Annotated in this window: 11 protein-coding genes and 1 tRNA gene; 6 read left to right on the forward strand and 6 right to left on the reverse strand. The window is 64.7% G+C overall.

Translation table 11 applies throughout. The annotated features are described in order from the left end of the window. Positions 1 to 7 precede the first annotated feature (7 nt). Both ABID58_RS10490 and ABID58_RS10495 read right to left on the reverse strand, forming a co-directional pair. Positions 8 to 1,528, reverse strand: coding sequence for a PAS domain-containing hybrid sensor histidine kinase/response regulator family protein (locus ABID58_RS10490; RefSeq protein WP_354032583.1), 1,521 nt, complete (start codon positions 1,526 to 1,528; stop codon positions 8 to 10). A gap of 140 nt (positions 1,529 to 1,668) precedes the next feature. Then, complete coding sequence (locus ABID58_RS10495) at positions 1,669 to 2,523, reverse strand: LysR family transcriptional regulator (protein ID WP_354032584.1); 855 nt, start codon at positions 2,521 to 2,523, stop codon at positions 1,669 to 1,671. A gap of 111 nt (positions 2,524 to 2,634) precedes the next feature. On the opposite strand from ABID58_RS10495, the gene ABID58_RS10500 reads away from it, so the two are divergent. After that, on the forward strand, positions 2,635 to 3,057 hold the full coding sequence (locus tag ABID58_RS10500; protein WP_148750424.1) for a tautomerase family protein: 423 nt from the start codon (positions 2,635 to 2,637) through the stop codon (positions 3,055 to 3,057). 44 nt (positions 3,058 to 3,101) lie between these two features. Here ABID58_RS10500 and ABID58_RS10505 read toward each other — a convergent pair whose 3' ends face one another. Together ABID58_RS10505 and lipB are read right to left on the reverse strand one after the other, a co-directional pair. Beyond that, positions 3,102 to 3,815 (reverse strand): DNA helicase, encoded by a 714-nt coding sequence (locus tag ABID58_RS10505; RefSeq protein ID WP_354032798.1) that lies wholly within the window; start codon positions 3,813 to 3,815, stop codon positions 3,102 to 3,104. 200 nt (positions 3,816 to 4,015) lie between these two features. Then, positions 4,016 to 4,753, reverse strand: a complete 738-nt coding sequence (gene lipB / locus ABID58_RS10510) for a lipoyl(octanoyl) transferase LipB (protein ID WP_354032585.1) — start codon at positions 4,751 to 4,753, stop codon at positions 4,016 to 4,018. 82 nt (positions 4,754 to 4,835) lie between these two features. On the opposite strand from lipB, the gene ABID58_RS10515 reads away from it, so the two are divergent. Together ABID58_RS10515 and ABID58_RS10520 are read left to right on the forward strand one after the other, a co-directional pair. Further along, complete coding sequence (locus ABID58_RS10515; RefSeq protein WP_008141759.1) at positions 4,836 to 5,078, forward strand: FliM/FliN family flagellar motor switch protein; 243 nt, start codon at positions 4,836 to 4,838, stop codon at positions 5,076 to 5,078. Positions 5,079 to 5,220: 142 nt separating this feature from the next. Further along, positions 5,221 to 5,305, forward strand: a tRNA-Leu gene (locus ABID58_RS10520). 26 nt (positions 5,306 to 5,331) lie between these two features. Here the strand turns inward: ABID58_RS10520 and ABID58_RS10525 are convergent. Next, a complete protein-coding gene (locus tag ABID58_RS10525) occupies positions 5,332 to 5,850 on the reverse strand; it encodes a hypothetical protein (RefSeq protein ID WP_354032586.1) in 519 nt (172 codons plus the stop codon). A gap of 49 nt (positions 5,851 to 5,899) precedes the next feature. On the opposite strand from ABID58_RS10525, the gene ABID58_RS10530 reads away from it, so the two are divergent. Then, entirely contained in the window at positions 5,900 to 6,223 is a 324-nt protein-coding gene (locus tag ABID58_RS10530; protein WP_354032587.1) for a hypothetical protein, read from the forward strand. A gap of 315 nt (positions 6,224 to 6,538) precedes the next feature. Then, a complete protein-coding gene (locus ABID58_RS10535; RefSeq protein ID WP_354032588.1) occupies positions 6,539 to 7,399 on the forward strand; it encodes a hypothetical protein in 861 nt (286 codons plus the stop codon). 54 nt (positions 7,400 to 7,453) lie between these two features. On the opposite strand, the gene ABID58_RS10540 is transcribed toward ABID58_RS10535, so the two are convergent. Further along, on the reverse strand, positions 7,454 to 8,260 hold the full coding sequence (locus tag ABID58_RS10540; RefSeq protein ID WP_354032589.1) for an outer membrane protein: 807 nt from the start codon (positions 8,258 to 8,260) through the stop codon (positions 7,454 to 7,456). Positions 8,261 to 8,611: 351 nt separating this feature from the next. Here ABID58_RS10540 and ABID58_RS10545 point away from each other — a divergent pair, with 351 nt between their 5' ends. Continuing rightward, positions 8,612 to 25,474, forward strand: a complete 16,863-nt coding sequence (locus ABID58_RS10545; RefSeq protein ID WP_354032590.1) for a beta strand repeat-containing protein — start codon at positions 8,612 to 8,614, stop codon at positions 25,472 to 25,474. The last annotated feature ends 19 nt before the right edge of the window (positions 25,475 to 25,493 follow it).

The raw sequence follows: 25,493 nt of genomic DNA on the forward strand, positions 1-25,493 counted from the left end.
TCGGCCATCACTTCGGAAGCTTCGAGATCGCGTCGCTGAGCTCGTGGATCTCGTACGGCTTGCGCAGGATCGGAAAGTCGCCGCGCACGCCAGCGGCGGCGTCGCTGTAGCCGCTGGCGAGCAGGATCGGCAGGTCGGGGCGGATCTGGCGCAGGCGATGGGCCAAGCCGACCCCGTCCATCTTGCCGGGCATGACGACGTCGGAGAAGACGAGGTCGACGCCGTTATTCTCGACCTCACGCAGCGCGGATTCGGCATCCGCAACCCGGCGCACGCGATAGCCAAGCTGCTCCAGCAGGCCGATGCTGACGATGGCGACATCGGGATTGTCTTCGACCAGCAGCACCGTGCCGCTGCCGCGCACCGGCGCTACCTCAAAGGCCTCGTTCGGCGTGGCCGCGGTTTCGCGCGGCAGCAGGATGGTGAAGGTGGTGCCCTTGCCAAGCTCGCTTGCGACCTTGACCGTGCCGCCGGCCTGATGCGCAAATCCGTGCACCTGCGACAGGCCGAGGCCGGTGCCTTTTCCGACCGGTTTTGTCGTGAAGAACGGCTCAAAAATCTTGTCGACGACGTCGGAGGGGATGCCGAGCCCGGTATCGGCGACGGTGATGGCAACGAATTCGCCGCTGTGGAGCGGACCGTCCAGGACGATGTTGTGCGCGCCGATCGTCACCGTACCGCCGTCGGGCATGGCATCGCGGGCGTTGATGACGAGATTGAGCAGTCCCGTCTCCAACTCGGAGACGTCGGCGTGGATCGGCCAGACCTCGCGCTCGATGTCGAAGGCGAGGCGAACCGCGCTGCCGACGCCGGCGTGAAGCACTTCGCGGATCGCCTCGATGCGGTCGCCGAAATGGATCGCCTGCGGATTGACGCTCTGCCGCCGCGCGAAGGTCAGGAGCTGTCCCGTCAGCGCGGCGCCGCGCTTGGTGGCGGTGTCGATCGCCGAGATCGCACGCTGGAACTTGGAATCGTCGAGGTCGGCCTTCTTCAGGACGTGAAGGCTGCCGCTGATGATCATCAGCAGATTGTTGAAGTCGTGCGCGATGCCGCCGGTAAGCTGGCCGAGCGCATCGAACTTCTGCGACTCCGCGAGCTGCGCCTGCATCGCCTCGAGCTTGATCTGGGCATTGCGCCGCTCGGTGATGTCGCGGGTGATCTTTGCAAAGCCGACGAGGGCGCCGTCCTCGTGGATTGGATCGATGATGACGCTGGCCCAGAAGAAAGTGCCGTCCTTGCGGACGCGCCAGCCTTCCTCCTCGTAGCGGCCTTGGTCCCGCGCGATGCCGAGGGCCCGCGCGGGCTTGCCGTTGGCGCGGTCGGCCTCGGTATAGAAGCGCGAGAAATGCTGGCCGAGGATCTCCTCGGGCGAATAGCCCTTGATCCGCTCGCCGCCGATGTTCCAGCTGGTGATGACGCCGGTTGGATCCAGCATGTAGAGCGCATAGTCCGCGACTCCGTCCACCAACAGCCGAAAACTCCGCTCGCTTTCGAACAAGCCTCTCTGTTGACTGGACTCTTTTACCATTCCTGGACCCCGCCTCGACCGGGAGAAACGCTCAAGAGGGCGGTTGGTTCCCGCTTTCTGGGACGTTTTTAGGCAAAAACTGCGGTCGGTATGCAGGACGGGCACCACGTGATCGCGATGTCCGCAGTCCGGCAAAGATGTCAGGTGGTGGCCACACTTCGAAATGTCGCCGCCATCGCACGCAGCGCCGCAAGCTTTCCGGGATCGCTGACCTTCGAATGGAGCATCACCTTCGAGCTGCCGAGCTTCGGCAGCTTGTGCGCCGGTCCGATGTCGATCAGGCCGGGAGGCGCGATCCGCCGTGCCAGCGGCGCGATTGCAAGCCCGGCAAGCGCAGCCGCGACCACCGCGGTGACGCCGCCGCCGACAAAACGCTCGCGCCAGGCGAGGCCGGCCCTGTCGAGCGCGCGCACGGCGACGGCGCGGACGCCGCAGGGCGGGGCGAGCGTCGCAAGCGGCAGCGGCTCGCCTTTCGGCAGGATGAGGCGCCGTGATGCGAACCAGCCGAACTCGTCCTCGGTCAGCTTCTCGCCGCCGCGGCGGCTGCCCTCCTGGCGGACGATCACAGCATCGAGCTCGCCCGCGTCATAGGCATCCTGCATCTCGCGCGAGAAGCCGATGGTGACGGCGAGGGTGAGGTTTGACGACATCGCATGCAGCCGTTCGAGCAACGGCACCAGCTCGGGGCCTGCGGCGTGATCGGAGATGCCGAGCGAGAGCGATTGCGCGGCCGGTGCCTCGCCGGATAGCGCGCGGTCATGCGCCGCGATCAGTGCCCGGGCGCGGTCAAGGAAGCTGGCGCCGTCGGCGGTGAGCCGGACCGCCCGCGGCGAACGCTCGACGAGGCGTTTGTCGAGCAGGGCCTCAAGCCGCTGCAGCTTGAGACTTACCGCTGCCTGCGTCGTGCCGAGTGCTTCAGCAGCACGCGTAAAACTCTGGAGGTCGGCGACCAGCAGGAAGGCCTGGACGGTGGCGATGTCGAGTGGGGCTGTCATTTTGAATGCTTATCACTGGTATCAATATAGATAAGATACCAAAATGACAGGGGAAGGTCTAGCTTCTCGCCAACACCGCGCAAGCAGCGCGATATCTTGAGGAGAACGACAATGCCCCTGATCACCGTGTCCTACACCTCGTCCCGCCAGTCGCCGTCGCTGAAGGCCGACATAGCCGACGCCGTCTCCGAGCTCACCGCTGAGATCCTGCACAAGGATCCCAAGGTCACCGCCATCATCGTGAAGTCGGTCGATGCGGGTGACTGGTTCGCCGGCGGCAGGTCGCTCGCCGAGCAGAAGCTTGCCAGCTACTGGATCGACATCCACGTCAGCGAGGGCACCAACACCAAGGACGAGAAGGCGGCTTATCTCGCCGCGATGTTCAAGCGCATGGCCGGGATTTTGGGCCCGCTGCATCCCGAAACCTATCTGCATGTCGACGAGGTCAAGGGCGACGCCTACGGCTTTGGCGGCCTGACCCAGGAGCGGCGCTACATTGCCGGCAAGCTCGAAGTGTCGTTGGCTGCGGCGTGAGGCCGCAAGCCGCGGGTGAGTCATCTCACCCGCGGCTTTTGTCGTCAGCTCGCCGCGCGGAACTGAACCTCGGAATTGTTCATGAAACACATCTTGTCGAACAGTGTCAGGTCCAGCGGATTTGGGAGCCTGACATCGCTGAGATCGGGGCAGGGCTTGACGGAGGGGTCATAGGACCGGTCTATCTGCGAGATGAAGACGACGATCAGTCCCTTGTCGCGCGCAAAGGATTTTAGCGCGCGCACCTGAACCGTCAGATCGGGGTTTTCCCGCCTTTGGTCGAGCAGTTGCAGATAGTCGATCACAACGACCGTGCCGCGGGGGACCGCGGCCATTTGCTTGACGATGTAGTCGGCGCTGATGGCGTCGGAGCAATCGACCTCGAAGAGTTTGTCGAACTCCACCGGCTCGACACCAATCGCACGCAAGCGGTCCAGCACGTCCTTCTCAGTGTATTCGAGTGAGAAGAATGCCGCACGACTGCCGGACTTCATGGCCTCGACGGCGAGTTCGAGGCTCATCAATGTCTTGCCCTGACCGGGGCGTGCCCCGACCAGCACGAGGTCGCCGGGCTTAAATTGCGGGAACAGCCTGTTGGCCGGCGTCGCGGCGGCAGCTTTCGCTGCGAGCATGCTCCAGGCGGAAAACCCTTCCGTCGCGGCGATGCGGTCGAGGGCTGCGTGCAGCGGGATGCCTTCCTCGCGGGACAGGCGCTTCGCTTGTCGCTTCAGATGATAGATCGGTGCAGACAACTTCATGGTTAAAACCTCCCATTGCGAGCAGAAGCGCAATCCCTCCTTATGCCTGGCGCTCGAACAGTCGGTCCGACGGTTTAGTCGCCCGACATGAATTCTGCTTTCCCGGCGGAGGGGGGAGGCGCGGGCGGCACCTGATACAAGCGTAACCGATTCCGTGGCCGCGGAGAACGCGCGCGTGGCGCGCCGCCAACAGGAAAACGTCAGGCGGCTGCTTCCGGCAGCAGCGCGCGTGTCGGCCCGAACAGCTCTTCAAAAGCCTGCCGAAGCGCGACGTCGACATCGGCCAGGGTCACCAACTGGCCGAGATCGACCAGCGAGGTCACGCCATAACGAGGATCGGCGACGCCGCAGGGGACGATGCCGGCGAAATGCGCAAGCTCCGGCTCGACATTGATGGCGATGCCGTGGAACGAGACCCAACGCTTCAACCGCACGCCGATCGCCGCGATCTTGTCCTCGTGCTCCGGCCCCTTGTCGGACCGCTTCACCCAAACGCCGACCCGATCTTCGCGCCGCTCGCCGCGGACGTTGAAGGCCGCGAGCGTCTTCAGGATCAGCTCCTCAAGGCTTGCGACATAGGCCCGAACGTCCGGCCGTCGGCGCTTGAGGTCGAGCATGACGTAGGCCACCCGCTGGCCCGGGCCGTGATAGGTGAGCTGGCCGCCGCGGCCGGTGGCAAAGGTCGGGAATCGGGGATCGAGCAGGTCGGAGTCCTTGCCCGAGGTCCCGGAGGTGTAAAGCGGGGGGTGTTCGAGCAGCCAGACCAGCTCCGGCGCCTCGCCCGCCGCGATGGCGGCAACGCGGGCCTCCATGGCGGCCACGGCCTCCGGATAGGGCACGGGCGCGTCCGAGATTCGCCATTCGACGGGCTCACCGCCGGCGGCGGAAAACGACGTCAAATCGAGCTCTTGGCGAGGGTTTTGAGGCGAATTAACCATTGGCTAACCATAACGTGGTGATGATCACAGGCGCAAATGCCAAGTCCTTTGGCGTAAGTCTCCAGTTGCGGTGGTGCTGACAGTGCCTACTCTCGACAAAGTCACCGTGGATCTCATGGTCGTCCTCGGGACGACCACCATGCCGATCCATCAAGTATTACGTCTTTCCCGCGGCGCCATCATCGAGCTGGACGCAACCGAGGCCGACGAGGTCAAGGTTCTCGCCAACAATCTGCCGGTGGCCTCCGGGGTGGTGCTGGTCGACCGCAACCGGATCGCGGTCGAGGTCAAGCAGATGCTGCCGCGGACGCAAGGGACGAGATAAGGCCGATCAGGGGGCAGGGCAGGAACTTTCCTGCCAAGCTTGTGGAATTCGGGGCCTTTGCAGGCTTGTACCCCACTGATGGATTTGTTAGATCGGCGCCGTTGATCCGGCGGGCCTCAAGCCCTAAGCCGGCATCCCCAAAGCGCTCGTGGCGGAATTGGTAGACGCGCTGCCTTGAGGTGGCAGTGAGTAAAATCGTGGGGGTTCGAGTCCCTCCGAGCGCACCATAAACCCACATTTCACATTGAAATCATTAGGCTTTTTTCTGGGTGCTGCCCGGAAATGCTACGACTCCGTTCTCGCTAGGCGTTCGCGTGCCGTTCGCCCGAGGCGCTGCCAGCCAGTCTTCGAGTGACTGGCTCTGATCGAACGTGACGATCTTCTCCATCGCGCTGATTCCAAGCCGCTGTCGATTGGCCTGAGCGATGTAGTGCGCGGGCATTTTTGGGTCGGCCCAGCCGAACATCGCCATCATCTGGCTTTCGGTGCAGTCTGCATAGGCAGCCACTTCGGCTCTAGCCTTGCGGACGCCATGGCAGCTCTTTTTCGGTTCGTTCACGGCGGCCAGGACCGCGTATTTCTTCAGTTTGGCCGCCCATGCCTTCTTGTTCGTCGGGAGAACCCGCCCGCGGACGAGCTTGCCGGTGAATACCTCGGTGCCAATGATGTTTGCCGCACGGGCAGCCCTGAGACTCTCGGCGAACTCCGGATGGAGGGGCACCGTGACGGTGGTATTGCCCCGGCTCTTCTCGGTGGCAATCTGCACAGCCATTTACTTTGCTGCTGCGCTGCTCATGCCGGAGTTGGCCTTCCGGAAGGAAATGAACCGTCACGACCCGGGCCTGACGTGTATCGAAGCACTCAGAAAGGCGTGTGAGACCTCGCTGACTGCCACCGCAATTCGCAACGCCTGTCTTACGCGTGATGGCGCCGCGGTCATCCTGAGTTCGGGCGAGACCATTGAGTACTGCTTCATGTCCGAAGGCCTGAAGGAAGCGAAGGGCATTAGCTGGCAACCTTTTCGGAGGTGGCCGACGCCGGAGCCCGATCGCCTCGGAATCCGGACCTCACGTTTCGTCAGGTTTCAGATCGTGTCATTAGCCTTCAAGGAGGAGCATGCGCTGCCTGCTTTTTTCTCCCGTTAATCCAGACCCTTAACGAGGGCCAGTAGCTCCCTGCGGCTCCTGGGATTGTCTCTCTCAGCCTGACTTCAGAAAAATTTTGCAGACGTCGGCACGACTCCATGAGATGCATGAGCGGGCGCAATGCCGCGCCCACGGGGTGGCAATCGATAGGTTCAGGTTTCGGATCGGAGCCGCCGCGCTGCTCGTTTTTTAGGAATGCGTTTGAGAAGGCTGTCACGCGCCGTTGGCGATCCGTGAGCCAGGGGAGGGAGGCTTGAGATCTTTTGCGATTGACGGTTTCGGACCGTCCGCCGGGTTGTCCCGACACCGATGGTGATGACGGCCGACGATATCCTGTCGCATCCGGCGTTGGAGAGCTGCGTTCGCGGCAAGGCTCAGGCGATGCTGGCGATACACGACGCGAGCCCACGAACTACGTCGCCGTTCGCGACCCAGCAGCGCTGGCTGATGACTCAGGCGATGCTGGCGGCTTATTTTCGCAACCAGGCACAGCAGATCGATTCCGGAATTCTGCCCGCACGACTGGTCGATTCGATCGTGGCCCATGCACTCGCAAGCCGCAACACAGCGACAGCCCTCATCAACGAGATGCTGAAATACGGCACCGTGCGCCATGTCGCGGGGAGCGAAGGCCGGCGCTATCGGCCGATCGAGCCGTCGCCAATAGCGCTTGCAGCGTTGTCGCATTGGCTGGCGGCGCATCTGACGTCGCTGGACGGGCTCGATGGCGGCAACAGATCGGTCGAACTGCGTGAGCGGCCGGCTCTGCTCGGCGCGATTCTGCCGCTCATCGCCGATGGCCTGCTGGCATCGCGCGCGGTTCGGGAGCCGAACGGAACCTTCTCGCTGTTTGCCTGGATCGACGATGGCGGCGTCGTGATGGATCGTCTGATCGTCGGGTGTCAGCAGGATTCGATTGCTCTCTCACGCATTCCGACCGATGTGACGTCGGTTTCGTGGTTGGCGCGGGGGCTCAATCTGTCGCGAAGCCAGCTCGCCCGCAAAATCGCCGCCGCCGAGACGATGAGCAGTCTTGGCTGGTCCGGCGTCCGCGGCAAATCCGCGTTATGGGTATCGGCCGAATTCTGGCGCGAATATCACGCCGCGCAAGCGGTGAAGCTCGCCATTATCGAGCAGGCTTTCGAAGCCTGTCGTCCGTGTTGCGCGGGTGATTAGGCGCGCAACGTTGCGGCATCCAGAAGATGCCGGTCATCGCGAAATTCGCGAGCATCAGCCGTGCCAGAACCGATAATCAAGACCGATGCGAAACTGGTCGAACCGCTCGCCGCGCGACCAGCTGAAGCTCTGGGTGCTGCCGGCAAATCCGGCCGTCGATACCGAACTGGTGACGTTGCCGAGATCGATATGGAGCCATTCGGCGCGCGCAAACCAATTGCCGTCGATATTCCATTCGCCGCCAAGGCCAGCCACCCAACCGGACCGCGTCACCGAACTGCTCGACGTTCCCGCGGTCGCTAAGGGCGACACGCCGCAGCCGCCAACAAGACAGCTCTGTGTTGCCGTTGTATCAATGCGTCCCCAAGCGGCGCCGCCGGTGACATAGACAAGAAATCTGTCCATGGCGATGGTGCCGAACCGGCCGCGCACCGTCGAAAGCCAGGCGGTCTTGCTGCTCAGCGAATCGGTGCCGAAGCCGGTATCGCCGCAGACACCCGGCACAATGGTCCCACGGCAGAAGCCGTATTTGGCATTGGTGAAATCGCCATCGGCTTCGATGCCGACAAGCCAGCGCGGAGCGAATTGCCAATTGTAGCCTGCTTGAACGCCACCGGTGAAACCGGTCGCGTTGATCCGATTGGCAGCCGGGAATGCGAGGTTGGGGAGCGAATCCGTAAAATTCGACGTTCCCGAATTCGAATTGGTGACGCCACCGATGTTGCCGCCGATATAAAAGCCGGTCCAGCCGAGCACCGGCGGTGCGGCGACCACGGGCGCCTTGACGGCCATGTCAGCCGCAAACACTGGCGTCGCGACGAGTGCCGCAAGGCCAAGAATACTGAGCGCGACTTTGTTCAATGCCCCCTCCAGAAAAACGCTTCGTCGGCGACGGACGAATGAAAGCAATTAGTGGTTGACCCTAGCATCCGAAAATAGCGCACACCACCACTATGTGAAAGTAGTGGCTTTCTCGGCATTTCAGAATGTCGAATCAGACGATTCATCCACACCGCGCGAATTTTGCAGGACGCGATTATTGCGGAGCGTTATTGCGAACGTGCATTCACATGCAAGCTCCTCCATCTGCTCATTTTTGGGGCTCGGGCCGCCCGAATGTGTTTTGCCCCACAAATGCGGACTGAACTGCCTTGCGCACGAGACAGGTGTCAACGATACGTGCTTCAGCCGACGGTAACCGGGAGGGTGGCGGTGAAGGCGAAGGGTAAACGCACAGACAAATCGTCGAGCGGCACGACCGCCAAATTCCAGCCCCTGAGCGCGGATGACCTCAACGGCATCGTTGGTGGAAATATCACGCCGCCTCCCGGCCAATTCAATTCGATTGCGGGCTTCGATACATCGCACCTCAATCTCGATGCCAACTCGATGCTTGCCGGTGTCTCTTCTCAGGAGATCGCGCAGGCCGTCGTCAATCATCAGACGACCGAAACGCAGGCGATGCATTTGATCGAGGCCGTGGCGGCTTACGATCAGACTCACACCACCCAAGCGCTTGCTGCCTTTGCCGGCGCGATCACGCAGACTTCGGGCCACACCAATGATGGCTATGCGGTCGGTGCCGAGATCGGCCATCTGATCACCGCGGGGCAGGTGAGTGCCACGCAGGCGATATCGGACGTCGCCGGCGCGGTTACCGCGGGGCAGTCGACCGGCCATGTGGCGGTCACCATGCTCGCGGGTATGAGCGGACCGGTTTCCGCGAGCGTTCAGGCCGCGGCCGGAACGGAAATCGCGGCGCTGGTGACCGCGGGCAACCTCAGCGCCACCCAGGCCGTAACCGACATCGTCAACGCATATGGTGTGGCCGGCGCGCTGACCCTCGATCAAACTATCGATGTCCTGAACGACGCCGCTGGTACGCCGGCCATGCACGCCGCCGTGGCGAGCGAGTACAACAGCCTGATGGCGAGCGGCCTGACTACGGGCAACCACATCGCCGCCGATATCGGTGCCGCAGTGGCGCAGTCCTATTCAGGTATCAGCCACGATTCGACCGCCGACATGAATATGATCATGGTCGCGAAAACCCTGACGATGGATGCGGTTATCGCTGGCGATTATGGTGCTCTGACTGGTTTCCAGCCGTTGTTGGCCACGATGCAGAACGCCGTCGCCAACGGCAACGAGTCCGTTCTCGACAATGCGGTGGCCAATAGCGTGCTGTCGCTGGTGAATGCCGGCGGCCTCACGCTGACGACGGCCGTTGCGGATCTGGTGCAACAGATCAACAGCCACGCCCTCAGCGGCGATCAGGGTTTCGCGCTGCTGAATTCGCTGGTGAACCTCGCGCCGAACTACTCCAATCTTGCGAACAACGTCGGTAGCTCGCTCTCGATCGATGCCGTACTCAATCAATTGGCGCCGGCGAGCGCGCAGACGGGGAGTCTTTCCGACGTCGTCGCTGAAGTGAATTCCGGTCGGTTGGCAGTGGGGCAGGCCATCGCCGCATTTGGCGGCCTTGCTGCCGGCTCCACGGTCGCGCAGATCACGGCAGGTGCCGACATCGCCGGCTTTATCCAGGCCGGCTATATCACCACCAATGCGGCCATTGCCGACATCGTCAGCTCCAACTGGGCCACCACGGAGACGTTCAATTTCCTGCTCGGCATGGCGAGCAGCGGCAACACCGCGATCGCGGGCGCCGCAATTGCTGAAATGCCGAGCGTAAGTTCGCCGTCGCAGGCGGTCGCCGCCATCAATTCCGCCATTGGCCTAACCGCGATCACGCCGACGCAGGCGCTTGGTATCCTGGTCGATCTCGCCAGTTCGACCGGGATGCAGGCGGCTGTCGCTGGTGAAATCGATTCCCTGATCTCGAACCACCAACTGACCACGTCGCAGGTCATGACTGCCATCGGCAGCGCGGTGACCTCATCGGTTCTGACCGCGACGGAAGCCGTGACCTTGCTGGCGGACATCGCGGCGCCGGCTTCCACGACCGTGCAGACCGCCGTCACCGCGGAAATTGCGTCTCTTGTTACGGCCGGCAATCTGACCGCCGATCAGGTGATCACGGCGCTGACCGGTCTTGTCGCGGGCGGCGGGGCTGCGATGCAGTCATTCGTTGTGACGGAGATCGGCGCGCTTGTCGCGGCGAACGAGATCACGACGGTGCAAGCGTTCGCCGACATCGCTGCCGCAGGTGCTTCACATGTTCTGAACGCCGGTCAGACCATTACCCTGCTGGCGTCTTTGGCTGCCAACTCAACGCCTCTGCAATTCACCTTGGGGTCCGACGTCGCCACGATGATCGGGGCGGGCGCGATTACGGCAAGTGCGGCGGTGACCGATATCGCCGGCCTCAACCTGTCGTCGTCGGAGGCATTCAATATACTGCTCGGCCTGGCAACCAGCGGCGACACAGCGACCGCAAGTGCCGCTACCGCGGGAATGGCGAGCCTGCTGTCGCCAACGCAGCTGGTCAACGACATCGATTCCGCCATTGCCAATTTCACGATCACCACGGCGCAGGGAGTGGGCCTGCTGATCCACCTCGCCAGCGGTGCGAACATGACGTCGGCGGTCGCCGGCGAAATCGATGCGCTGATCGCAAGCAATCAGGTCTCCACCAGCACGGCGATGGCGAACATCGGCAGCGCCGTGACGTCGTCCGTCCTCACGGCGGCGCAGGCAGTGACCTTGCTGGCCTATATGGCAGCGCTGGCGTCGACGCCGTTGCAAACCGCCGTGACGGCAGAAATCGCCACGCTGGTGACGGGCACGACCATCACGGCAAATCAAGCGGTCAACGCGCTGACGGCGCTCTTCCCCAGCGGCACCACGGCGATGCAGGCGTTCGTGGTCGCGGAGATCAACGCGCTCGTGGGCGCGAACCAGATCACGGCCATTCAGGCCGTCAGCGACATCGCGGCCGCCGTGACGGCGCATGTCCTGACCGCCGACCAGGCGGTCACTTTGCTGAACATGCTGTCGAGCTCCGGTTCGACCGCCATGCAGGCCGCGGCCGGCGCCGAGATTGCGGCGCTGATCAGCTCGGCCTCGATTTCCACCTCCAATGCGGTCGCCGCGATCACCCACTCGACCAACACGAGCAGTGTTGCGTCGATCGAGCTCGCGATCGTGCAGCTGATGAACGTCGCGGCGAGCGGCAATGCGTCGGTGCGCGCGGAGATCAACGCCGACATCGCGGCGCTGATTTCGACGACCTTCCCGGCCGATACCGCTGTGGCGTTCCTTGCGAGCCTCGCGGCGAGCAATAACGCCGCGCTCGACAATGCGGTCGCCGGCACGATTCTGTCGCTGGTCGGCGGCGGCGCGTTGTCGATCACCTCCGCGATCGCCGACGTGACTCGGGCGGTCAGCGCCCAGGCCGTCAGCGCCGACCAGGCGGTGGCGCTGTTCGCGTCGATGCTGGGCGCCGTCGGCGCCAACGCGACCAATCAGGCCGCGATCATCACGGCGCTCGGTCATCTGGTTCCTGGTTCGCTCACGCTGTCGGCCGTCATGGCGGACATCGCCACCGCCGCGGGTGCTGGTCAGTTGACCCCGGCCCAGGCCATCTCGGCTTTCGTGAGCTTGATCGCCGGCGGGTCCGTCTCCGTGCAGGCTGCAGCAGGCACGTCCATCGCCGCGCTGATTCAATCTGGCGCGATCACTGCGAGCGCCGCCATCGCCGATATCAGGAGCCTCAATCTCGCGTGGAACGAGGCCTCCACCATCCTGCTCGGCGTGGCTGTCGGTGGCAGTGCCGCGACCGCGAGCGCGGTGACTACGGAACTCACCAGCCTGTTGTCGTCGGCTGGCCAGGCACGCAGCGAGATCGCCACCTTTGTCGCCGCTTCCGGGATCGCCGCAACGCCGCTGCTTGGCTTGTTGGTCCAACTCGCCAGCAACACCGCATGGCAGGAGGTTGTTGCCGAGCAAATCGAAACGTTGTCGGTGACGCCCGCGCAAGTGACGACCGCGGTCAACAACGCCGTGATCGCTTCCGTTCTGACGGCGGTCCAGGCCGTGTCCTTGCTGACCGATATCTGCGGAATGGCTTCGGCGAGCATGCAGACCGCGGCAACGACGGAGATTCTCGCGTTGGTCACCGGCGGCCGCATTACCGCTGTGCAGGTGATCGCGGGGCTGACCGGCGTCTTCTCCTCTTCGGGCGGTGAGGGGAGCGGGGCGTCTTCGGCGGCGATGACCTTCGTCTCGCACGTCATCGGCGCGCTCGTCGCGGCCGGGCAGATAACGAACACGGCCGCGATCAACGACATCGTTGGGCTGAGCATCGCGCCGGCGACAGCAGTGGTCGTGCTCGCCGGATTTGCGTCGAACAACAGCTTGACGCTCGACAATGCGGTGGCGGCCGCCATCGTGTCTCTGCTGAACGCCCAGACGTTCAGCATGACACAGGCCGCTCATGGCGTGACCACAGCGGTGAGCAACGGGGCGATCACCGCCGCGCAAGGCATCACGTTGTTGGCGGCGATGCTCGGCATCACCGGCAACGTCAATCCGAATTCGCCGCTCGGGCCGACCGGGATCTATCAGGCGCTTGGGTTCCTCGTCCCGTCCCAGATCACCGCGACGGCGGCCTTGGCGGACATCGTCACGGCGGTCGGCAACGGCCAGCTGACGGCGGTGGAAGCGATCAACGCGTTCGCCTATGTGGCGAGCTCCATCCCGGCGCAGTTCGCAGCGGGCCAGGACATCGCCGCGCTGATCCAGTCAGGCGCCACGACCGCCAGCGCCGCCATCGCGCAGGTCGGCGGCCTCGCCCCGGGTACCATCAACACCAACGAAGCGTTCTACATCCTCGCCGGCATTGCGCTCAACGGCAGCAGCGCGACCGCAAGCGCCGCCGCCGTCGTCATGGCTGGCCTCGGCGTGCCCGGGCAGTCGACCCAATACATCACCACGGCCGTCAACAGCTCGGCAATGACGGTCACGCAGGCGGTCAGCATCCTGCTCGAGCTCGCGGCCGTCACCGGCATGCAGGCGGCGGTCGCCGCTGAACTCGGCACATTCATCTCGAACAACCAGATCACCACGGCGCTGGTGATGACCGATATCGGCAACGCGGTGACGTCGTCGGTTATGACCGCGACACAAGCCGTGGATGTGCTGGCGGATCTCGCGGCACCGGCGTCATTGGCGGTGCAAAGCGCCGCTGCGACGGAAATCACCGCGCTGGTGAGCGGGGGTTACATCACCGGCAACCAGGCGACCACGACGCTGATCGGTCTGCTGACCGGTGGCACGGCGGCGATGCAGGTCTTCGCGCTCACCGCCATCAATGCGCTCATCGCCGCGAACCAGGTCACCGCCACACAGGTGGTGGCCGACGTCGCCGCCGCGGGCAGCGCCAATGCACTGACCCCGGACCAGACGATCTCGTTGCTGACATATCTCGCCGAGTCCGGGTCCGCGACGGTGCTGGCCGCCGTCGGCACTGATATCGCCGCAATGGTCGCGGCCGGCACGGTGACCGCCAGCCACGCGGTCGCCGACATCATGGGCACCACTGACACCGTCACGCCGACCAGCATCCTGCCCGCCATTCCGGTGATGATGTTCGCCGCGGCGAGCGGCAATGTGAGCCTGCAGAACGCTGTCATTGCACAATTGTCGTCGTTGGTCGCACCGTTCTACAGCGCGAGCAGTCTCGATCAGGACGTTGTCGATGCCCTGACGGACGCCTTCGCGGTCAGCAACGTCCCGAGCATCTTGCATATGATGCGGGATTTCGGCCCCATCAACGTCTCTGCCGCCGAGGTGAATGCCGATATCGTCAGAGCTGTTGCGAGCGGCGCGCTGACCGTGAGCAATGCCATCGCGGTCCAGCAGGCACTTGCCGTTCAGCTGGGTTCTGCGTGGCCCAACACGCCTATCACCCAACCGCAGATGGCGACGGCGCTCGGGGCGCTTGCCGCGTATAACAATCCGACGCTCACTGCGCTTGTCGCCAGCACGATCTGGTCCATGGTCAATGGCGGCCAGTTCGCGTCGTTCGCTGTCGCGCTGAACCCTGCCGTCAACAACAACGCCGCGCTCAACGTCACGCAGCAGGCGGCGCTGCTGCTGGCGCTCGCGGCCGATGTGCCCAGCGGCGCGAACAGCACCATCTACCTCAACACCATTGGTGGTGTCTTCGCCAGTCTGACGGCCGCCCAGGGACTCCCGCTCACCGAGCTGACAGCCGACATCGCAGCCGCGGTTAATTTCCATCAATTGACCGGCGATCAGGCGGTTTCGGTGCTGGTCGGTGCCGGATCCATCAGCGTCGCGGCCCAGATTGCTGTTGGCGGCCAGATCGACGCGCTGATCCAGGCCGGCAGCGTCAGCGTGTCCAATGCCGTCGCGCTTGTCGCGGCACTCAATGCTGCCGACGCGTCGTTCGGCGTTCTGATCGGCATGCTGATCAACGGCAACAGCGCAGACATCAGCACCGTTGCGCAGGAGATGCTGAGCCTTACTCAGATCCAATTCCCCGCGTCAGCCTTCAACGACATCAACACCGCGATCTATGCCGGCGCGATCACCGCAGATCAGGGCCTCGCGGTGCTGGCGGCATTCGCTGCTGCAGGCAACGCCTCGACCCAGATTTCGGTCGGCGGGGCGGTTGCCGCACTGATCGGCAACAGCACCATCACGTTGACCAGCGCGATCACCGACATCGGCGCGGCCGTCACGTCGACGGTCCTCAGCGGCGCGCAGGCGGCCAACATCCTGCTCGGTCTCGCGAGCCAGGGCAGTGTGACGACGCAAATTGCCGTCGGCGGCGAGTTTGCCGCGTTGGTCACGGCGAGCGCGCTTACCGGCAACGCTGCGATAGCCGACATTACGGGCGCGGTTCCGTCGATCCTCACGGCCAGCCAGTCCTTCAACGTCCAGATCGGCATGGCATTGAGCGGCGACCCGGCGCTGCAGACGACCCTGACGCCCGCGCAGGTGATGACCGATATCAACGGCGCGCTGGGTGCATCGTCGATCACGGTCACTCAGGCGCTCGCTTTGCTGGCGCAGCTCGCGAGCGGCGGGAACAGCACCATGCAGTCGGCGGTGGCCGGCGAGATCAATCTGCTGGTCGGAAACGCGACCATCACCATGGCGACGGCGGATCAGGCATTCGCCGTGCTGGCGCAACTTGCGGGTGTCGGCAACAGCAGCGTCCAGTCGGCGGTGATCGGCGACATCAATCTGATGATCGCGGATTCGCTCATCACCACGTCGCAGGCAATGACCGACATCGCGACCGCGGTGCACGGTGCGTCGTTGACCGGCGATCAGGCGGTGGCGCTGCTGGTGGGCATCGCCGCGCAAGGCACGCTCAGTGTGCAGTTCGCGGCCGGCGGATCGATCGTCGCGCTGATCGCGGCCGGCGCGCTCTCGGCCACCGGTGCAGCGACCGACATCGGCAACGCGGTCACCGCGTCGAGCCTCACGTCCGACCAGGCGGTCGCGATCCTGCTCGGCATGGCGATCGGCACCAATGCGGCCGCCGCCTCGGCGGCGGCGCACGAGCTTGAAATCCTTGTCACGCCCGCGCAGGTCATCACCGACATCAACAACGCGGTGACGGCGTCCCAGCTCACCGCGACCCAGGCCCTGAGCGTGCTGGCCACGCTGGAGGCGACCGGATCGACCGCGATGCAGACCGCGGCCGTGGCCGAGATCAACACCCTGATCGGCGGGCTCACCGTCACGCAGGCGATGAACGAACTGCTTGCCATCGCCGCCAACGGCCTGACCGTGCAGGGCGCGGTGGCGAACGAAATCAACACGCTGATTTCAGGCAATTTGCTCACCGCCGCGCAGGCCGTCGCCGACATCGGCGCCGCGGTGCCGTCAGTGCTGACGGCGGACGAAGCCGTCACGCTGCTGATCAATCTCGCCACCTCGGCGCCGACAGCGGTGCAGACCGCCGTCAGCGCGGAGATCTCCACGCTGATCACCGGCAGCCACATCACCGCCGACCGGGCGGTCATCGACCTGGTGGGCGTGGCGGCGACCGGCTCCGCCGCATTGCAGGCCGCGGTCGTGGCCGAGATCAACAGCCTGATTGCCGCCAACCAGACCAACGCGGCGCGGATCATCGCCAATCTTGGCACCGCGGTCGCAACTGGCTTGCTCGGCGTGGACGAAGTGATCACGTTGACGGCGATCCTGGTGGCCTCGTCGCCGCAGGCGCAGGTGTATCAGGCCGGACTCGGCATCGCGAACTTCGTCAACTCCGGTCTGGCCACGGCCGCTCAAGCCGTCGCGGATATCATGAGCGCGACGTCGCAGGGTGTGACGCTCGATCAGGCCTACGCCCTGCTGGTCAATGCCGCGGGGGGCAATTCGGCGCTGGACGCTGCCCTGAGGGACCAGCTCTTCAGTGGCACCGTGCCCGATCTCCCGTCTCTCGCCGCGCTGCTGCCGGCAGCGAATTCTGCGGTCGCTGCCGAGATCGGAAAAGCGGTCCTCTGGACTGTCTATCAGACTCCTGTGACGACGCAGGCCCAAGCCAACCTCGAACCGCCAATCGCCGTCAACGCCATCGTCACGCAGCCGTGCGATCAGGCCGTAACGGCTCTGGTCGCTATGGCGGGCCTCGGCGCCCAGTTCGGCATGAACACGAGCGACTTCGGGCGGATTTTCGGCGCGGCGGTGATCAACGGAATCGGCGCGATCATCGGCCACGGCCAGGTGACCGGCGCGAGCGCGGTTGCCGATGTCGTCAACGGCCTGAACGCAGGGCTAATCTCGGCCGACCAGGCCGCCTACATGATGACGTATCTGGCGAGCTCGGGCTACGTGTCGCAAGCCGCCGCCGGCGCCGGCATGGCCGGCATCGTCGCGCAATCTTCGGCCGTTCTCACCAATCTGTACAATGGCAACTACACGTTCCTCATTCCTTCGACGTACAATCTCGACCAGCAGGTCGAGCTGTTCGCAGGAGTGATCGGCGCGCCCAGCGCCAGCGCGTCGCTGCAAGCCACAGTGGCGGGCTGGATCGCCGGCTACACGCCGTTCAACGTTTCGGGCCCGCAAGTCGTCGCCGACATCGACGCGTTGCTCACGAGCGGCGCGCTCACGCCCGCACAGGCGGCGGTCGTGTTCTATCAGCTCGGCGCCAATGTCGGCAGCGCCCAGGGCGGATATACGGATTCGCTACAGACGGCCCTCCAGGGCACGATTTCGGAGCTCGGCCCCAACGCCACCGCCGGGATCGTCGAACTGATCAGCGATCAGATCATCACCGCGGATCATGGCGTCGCCTTGTTGCTGAGCCTCGTCGGCAACGGCACCGGCTCGAACAGCCTCGTCGCCAGCGAAATTGCGAGCCTGGTGCACAACAACGCCACCACCGCCGCGCAGGTGATGACGGACATCACCGCCGCCATGGGCTCGGGTGCCACCGCCGATCAGGCGGTCACGCTGCTGGCGATCCTGTCGGTTCAGGGCAATGCGACGCTGCAATCCGCCGCCGATGCCCAGATTCTCTCGCTCATCACTGGCAACCAGATCTCCCCTGCGCAGGCGATGGCTGACATCGGCAACACCATCGCGGCCGGCACGCTCACCGGCGACCAGGCGGTGGCGCTGCTGGCGAGCCTTGCCGGAAGCGGCAATGCTGTGGTGCAGGCCGCGATCGGTAGCGAAATCGCTGGCCTCATCGGGGCCAGCAATCTCACGGCGAGCCAGGTCAACACCGATCTCGGAAATGCGATCACCGCCCATGCGCTGACGGTCGATCAGGCCGTTGTCGTGCTCGGCAGCGAAGCCCGTGCGGGCAACGCCGCGGTGCGCACCGCGGCCATCGGCGAGCTCTCGGCGCTGGTCAGCGGCAACCAGATCGCGGCCGCCCAGGTCGGCACCGACATCGGCACTGCGATCGGCACCGGCTTCACCGCCGATCAGGCGGTCGCGCTGCTGGCCAGCATCGCGGCCCAGGGCAATGCGGCCCTGCAGGGCGCCGCCGCGGCGGAAATTCTCGCCTTGATCGCCGGCCATCAGGTCACCGCCGCGCAGGCGATGACCGATATCGGCAACGCCATTACCGCCGGCACGCTGACCGGCGACCAGGCCATCGGTGTGTTCGCCCTGCTGGCGAATTCCGGCACCGCGGCCGAGCAGGCCGTCATAGGGGGCGAGCTGGCGACGCTGATCGCCGCCGCCACGATCACGGCCACCCAGGCTACGGCCGATATCAACACGGCCATCACCACCAATGCGCTGACGGCCGATCGTGCGATTGCCGTGCTCGCCAATCTCGCGGCCGCCGGCAACGCCACGGTGGTGGGCGCAGTCATCACCGAAATCGCCGCGCTGGTCGGCGCCAACAGGATTTCGGCCACCTCTGTGGCGACCGATATCGTCGGCACCATCGGTGCGTCGCTCACGATCGACCAGGCGGTCGCGCTGCTGGCTGGCGCTGGCGGACGAGGCGGGGCGGCGCTGCAAGCCGCCGCCATCAGCAACATTCTCACGCTGGTCCAGAACAGCCAGATCACCATCGCACAGGCGCTCACCGACGTCGGCGGCACCGTCGCGGCCGGTACCCTCACGGCAGATCAGGCTGTCGGCCTGTTGGCGGCCGTCTCTAATGCCGGCAGCGCGGCGCAACAGCAGGCGGTCGGCGCCGAAATTGCGGCACTGATCGCGGCGAACCGCATCACCGCCTCGCGGGCGATGACGGATCTCGATAGCGCGGTCGGAGCGGGTGCGCTCACCGCCGACCGCGGCATCGCCGTGCTGGCCGGCGTCTGGCTCGCCGGCGGCACCGGCGTGCCGGCCACCGCGGTCAGCGAAATCCTCGCGCTTGTCACCGAGGGCCGGCTCAGCGCCGCTCAGGCCGCGAGCGATATCGGCGGCATGGTGGGCGGCGTGCTCACCGGCAATCAGGACGTGACGCTGCTGGCGAGCCTGTGGCTGCAGGGTGGCACGACGGTCCGGGGCGCTGTCGCCCAGGAGCTGGTCACGCTGATCACCAACGGCAACATCACGGCCGCGCAGTTCGGCGCCGCAATTACGGCGGGCGCGCTGACGGCCGATCAGGTCATTGCCTTGATGTCGGTGGTCGCGAGCGACGGCGACACCCAGATTCAGATCGACATCGGCGCCGGCATTGCGGCGCTGATCGCCGGCAATCAGATCACCGTCACGGCGGCGATCAGCGATATCGACACGGCCATCGCCGGTGGCGTGCTCACGCCGGACCAGGGCGTCGCGGTCATGTCGGGCATGTCGGCGAACGGCAGCACGGCGGTGCAGACCGCGGTCGCCGACGAGATCGAGGTCCTGGTGCATCCGGTCATTTCGGCGAGCCAGGCGGTGGCCGACATCGCCAATGCCATCGGCAATGGCATTACGGCCGATCAGGCCATCTCGATGCTTGCCGTGCTCTGGACCGAGAACGACGCAACGCTGCAAGGCGCCGTCGTCAGCGAAATTCTCACACTGATTTCCGGAGGCCAGATCACCGCCACGCAGGCGATGACCGATATCGGCAACACGCTCGCCGCCGGCACGCTGACCAATGCCCAGGTCACGGCGCTGTTCAGCGCGCTGTCGAGTGCCGGATCGACGATCGTGCAGAACGCCGTGGCCACCGAGGTCGCGAACCTGCAGGGCGTCGCCGGCATCGATGCGCAGGTCACCAGTCACGGCATCACGGCCGCCGTCGCCATTCCGGCGCTCTTGAGTCTGCTCGCCGGCGATGCGTCGTTGCAGTCGGCGGTCACGACCGAACTTCTCAAGCTGGCGGGAGAGACGCCCAGCGTCATCCCGCTGATCGCCTCCGACATCGGCGCGGCCATCGGACAGAACTTTAGCGCGGATCAGGCGATCAACCTGCTCATCAGCGTGGGCGCGCAGGGCAACGCGGCGCTGCAAGTTGCCAGCGGCGCGGAGATCGCGTCGCTGATCACCAGCAACCAGGTCAGCATCGCTCAGGTGATGTCGGACATGCTCGGCGCGGTCGATTCGCAGTGGCAGGCGGGTCTCGACCCGTTTGCGCGCACGGGAAGTGACATTCGGACCATATCGGCGGATCAAGCGGTTGCACTGCTGACCGTGATCGCGTCGCATTCTGGGGCCGCCGTCCAGGTTGCGGCCGGCGATGCCATCTTCGTGTTCACGCAGCTGAACTGGATATCGGCCGCGCAAGCGGTCGGCGACATCACCGCTGCGGTCACGTCGGGTGCGCTCGGCGCAGGACCTGCGGTGGTCATGCTGGCGGCGGGCGCCGAATTCGCCGCCAATATCCTGCAATCGGGCTACTATACGATCTTCAGCAACGGAATCCCCGCGAACTATGTGGCTCCGACCCAGTCGGTGTTCCTCGGCGGAATCACCACGCTGATTGCCAACAACGCGTTGAGCGCGGCGGCCGCCATGGCCGATGTCGCAACCATCGCGGGCGTTCCCACCCTCGGCTTTGTCGATCAGGCGACCCAGTACTGGATTTATCGGACGCAGTTCGGCAGCGTCACGACCACCCAGTATCAAGGGCCTGGTTACATTTACGCCTACACGATCGATAGCGTCGGGGTGAATGCCACCACCGCACCCACCAGCGCCAGCCAGGTGTTGTCGCTGTTGGTCGGCCTTGCGGAAATCGGCACAATTGCTGTGCAGTCTGCGGCCGGCACCGAAATCTCCACGCTGATCGGACAAAATCAGATCACCGCGACGCAGGCGGCGACCGCCATCGGCGGCGCAATCGGCAACGGCATGACCGCCGACCAGGTCATAGCGATGCTGGCGGGCATCGCCGCCACCGGCACTTCAACCGCGACAGCGGTCGGCAACGAGATCCTCGCGCTGGTGACCGCCGGCAAGATCACGCCCACGCAGGCGATGACCGACATTGACCACGCCGTCACAACGTCGGCTCTGCGAGCCGGCGCTGCACTCGCGGTGCTCAACGCCGTTGCGGCCGGCGGCAATGCCAGCGAGCAAACCGCGGTGATCGGCGAGGTCGGCACGCTGCTGACCGAAACCAAGATCACGTTCTCGCAGGCACTGTCGCTGTTGGCGACCGTCGCGGGCGAAGGCCCGACCGCCGTGCAGACGGCGGCCGTCAGCGAGATCGCCACACTGATCACGGGCCATCAGCTCACAGCAACGCAGGCGCTGTCGACGCTGCTCACGATTGCGGGTGACGGCAACGGCACTGTGCAGACGGCGGTGGTCAGCGAGATTACCACGTTGATCTTGAGCAACCAGCTCACCGTGACCCAAGCGATCACCGGTATCGGCACTGCGGTCGGCGCCGGTCTCAGCGGCGCTCAGGCGGTGAGCATGTTGATGTCGCTTGCGGTGCAGGATACCGCGGCCCAGAGCGCTGTCACGGCCGAATTCCTTGTCCTGCTCAACGCCAACCAGACCACGCCCGATGCCGTGGCGAACACGATCGTCAATGCGGTTCTCGCAGGGACGATCGTGCCTGCACAGGCGCTTACGATGCTGATCGGGCTTGCCGAAGGCGGCAATATCGCGCTCGCGCTCGCTGTCGGCACTGCGATGAACGCCTACACCAGCGGCAACGCCAACAACGGCAATTTGTATACTCTCGACAGCAATGCCGCTGCCGCGATCGCGTCGGCCGTCAATGCCCATGCCATGAGCGCCAATCAGGCCGTCGCCATGCTTGTCGGCATGGAGGTCACGACGCAGGTCACCAGCGCTCTCGTCGCCGCCAACGTCATCACGGCCCAACAGGCCGCCACGGCGCTGTTGCTGGTCTGGACGCAGAACGATCCGTCCCAGCACGTGCAAGCAACCGTGGCCCGCGAACTGACCGCCCTGATGGCCGGCATTGGCTCGGGCGCCCTGATCGCGCCAACTGCGCTGATGGTGGACATCACGGCTGCCGTCACGTCGAATACGATGTCCAGCTCCCAGGCCGTCATCCTGCTCGGCGCGCTGCTCTGGCAAGCGCCATCGACGTCTCTGCCTGCTCTCATCAACGAGGTCGGATCGCTGGCCAATCAATTCGGCGCTGCTCAGATCATCTCGCAAATCCAGGCGATGCTGACCTCGAACCAGGCTCTGGCCGTCTTCTCGAATTTCGAAGCGTATTCTTGGCGTTTGAACGCCGACGTGGCGAAGTACATGAGCCTGCTGTTATCCGGCATTGCCACCGGCAGCGCCGCCAACACCATGCTGGCGGGCGCCGCGCTCGCCTCGATGGTCGAACAGCAGCAGATTTCGTCCTACACGTTCAACATCACGCCGCTGATCACGAGCGGCGCCCTGACCCAGGCCCAGGGCGTCAATGTGCTCGCGGCGACGATCGCCAATCTCTCGCCATCGGACATCGAGTCCGTCGGCATCGCCGGACAGCCGGGCGTCAACGCGATCAGCAACCTCGCCAACTACATCGCCGCTCTGGCGGGTGTCGCCGCGATCGGCGAGATCGACGCCTTTGTCGGCGCGTCGTCGGCGTCGATGGCCGCCTGTGGCGCGCTCGCCGGGGCGTTCGCCGATCTTCTCACGCGGGTGGATAGCCACGGCCAGCCCCTCGCCACCGTTGCGCAGATCGTGACGCAGGTGAACACCGACGTCAGCAACAACGTGCTCGGGGCCGACCGGGCGATCTGGTTGCTCTCGGGCCTCGCCGCTCACGTGACCAGTCCGCTGATCGGCACCGAAATCGCTACGCTGGTGGCCAGCGGCCGCATCACCGCCGCGCAGGCGATCAACGATCTCGATGCCGCCGTCATCGGCAATCTGTTGTCCGCCAGCCAGGCGATCGCGGTCCTTGGTGGCATTGCGGCGAACGCGCATGGCAGCGCCACGCTGCTGACCGGTGTCGCCAACGAAATCGCAAGCCTCGAAGGCGCCGTCCTCGGCACGACGCAATTCCAGGCGGCCATCACGTACGCCGCGGGTGAGTTCGTCGCGCTGGCCAGCGGCCAGAAGACCGCCGCGCAGGTGATCACCGATCTTGAAACCTATTCGACCGCCAGCGTTCCGGCGGACGTGCTGTTGAGCGTGGCGCTGATCGAGAGCCAGGGCGCCGGCCTGACGACTGCCGCCAACGCGATCGCGATCGAGATCTACAACCGCATCAGCAACGATGCCGCGGAAAGCGGCCTCGCCCAGTTGGTCTCGGAGGGCGTTCTCTCCCTGACGATGGCCCAACAGATCGTCAGCCAGGCCTTGACCGCCGCGTGGTCGAACATCCCGACGCCCGTCCTCAATCTAGGGAACGTGCCGGCGACCGGCCCCTATTCGGCCAGCGTTACCGGCGGCATCACCGCGCCCATGACCTTGCAGCAGGCCCTCGTTCCCGCGATCGATCTGCTGAACCAGGATCTCATCGCCTATACGGATGCACCCGCCGTCATCGCCGGAACGATGAGCGCCGCAACGGCGATCGCCAACGTCGAAGCCTACAGCGGCTCCTTCCCCTATGTGGTCGACGTGGCGCTGATGCATCTGTCGGCACTGGTGAACGCCGGCGTCGGCCCGGCGCCGAACCTGACGCTTCTGCAGCAGCTGGGCGGTTACACCCCGGCAGATCTCCAGGCCGTCCAGAACGCCTACAACGTCCTCACCGGGGCGAACGCCGCAATTCTGGTGGCGCTGGGCCATCGCATCGGTACCGGCGCCACCGAAATCGGTCTGGTCGGTGCGATCACCCAAGGATATCTGCCGTACACCCAGGCAATGGCGCTCCTGAACGGCGAACTGACGGCCGCGCTGGTGCATGCCTCGTCGACCGAAAACAGCACGCTGCACAGCGTGGCGAATGCCTGGATCGACATCGTCGCCAACAACATCGCCAACGGCGGTGCTCTCTCGATCCACAACGCCGCGCTGGCGGTGCAGAGCCAGATCGAAAGCGGTGGGCTCACGACCATCCAGTCGTTGCTGACCGGCATTGCGACCATCAATGCTGTCGAGAGCAATGCGGCCAATTACTCCGTCGAGACCGATCTCGCTGTTCACCTCAGCCAGATGTGGACTGTCTTGATATTGCCCGCCAATGCGAGCATCACGGACGTGGCCGCGGCTGCTCACACAGCGACGGCCTGGTACCAGACCGCCTGGACCGCGGCGTGGACCAACTTCCCGCTGTCGCACATCATCGGCGGCGAGATCGCCGGCAACGCGACCAGCGCGCAAGGCTACATGGATCTGCTGTCAAGTCTGCTGGTGTCCGGACTTCCGATCGGGCAGGGGCCACTGTTGAACGCCCTGGGGCTCGGCAAGAATGTTCAGTCCATGCAGAGTGCGTTGATCAACCAAATCTTCGGCACCACGGGCAGCACTGTCGATCCCGAGGACATGGCCAACGGCTTCGGCGATGTGCTCAAAGACGCGTGGGAAAAGATCAGCTTCGGCTATGGCAAGGGTCTGACCGGAAGCGGCGCCGGCGAGGCGGGGGAATTCGAGGTGACGCTCGACTCCGGCACGCTTGTCGAGTTCAGCCCGGCCATGACATTCACGATGGTTCAGCTGGCGTCGAACGGCATGGTCGCATTGATGACCATGGATGCGGTTGCGGGTGTCCTCAACTCCAATCCGGTCATTGCGAATATCTCAGGGCCTCTGCTGGGCGCGTTTAAGCTCGTCGCCAATACTTGCAACCTCGTCACCAACCTCCTGAACACCACGGCGCTCACCTACATGAGTCAGGTCTATACGATGGGTGCGGACATGGTGAATATTTTCGCCGACGGCAGCGACACCCAGAAGATCGCTGCCGATGGGGCGGCGCTTGGCGAGGCGTTGTTCCAATATTCGGTGGGCTTCCAGTTCCCGGCCGTGCAGAACCTCGCACAGGATGTCGGCGCCGCGTTCCAGGATCTGTTCACCGGGCATCCGCTCAGCCTCGCCAGCGACGTGCTGTCGCTTGGCGGTGACACGATCCGGCTGATCCTGAGCAATCCCTACCTGCAGGCCGCCGCGGCCGTGCTCAACACCTATGCCACGCAGGTGGAGGACGATCTTGGCCTGAACAAGGTTGCCAACGCGTTCGAGAGCCTGGGGGATTGGCTGGCCGAGGCCACTGCGCTGCCTCCGAACACCACCGTGCAGCCGCTGGGCCTCAACTCGGCGACGTTCTATCATACCCTTCAATCGACCTTCAGCTGGCTGTGAGGCAAACGTCAGGTTTGGG

The sequence above is a fragment of the Bradyrhizobium sp. S3.2.6 genome (genome assembly GCF_040546885.1).
GTDB lineage: Bacteria > Pseudomonadota > Alphaproteobacteria > Rhizobiales > Xanthobacteraceae > Bradyrhizobium > Bradyrhizobium cytisi.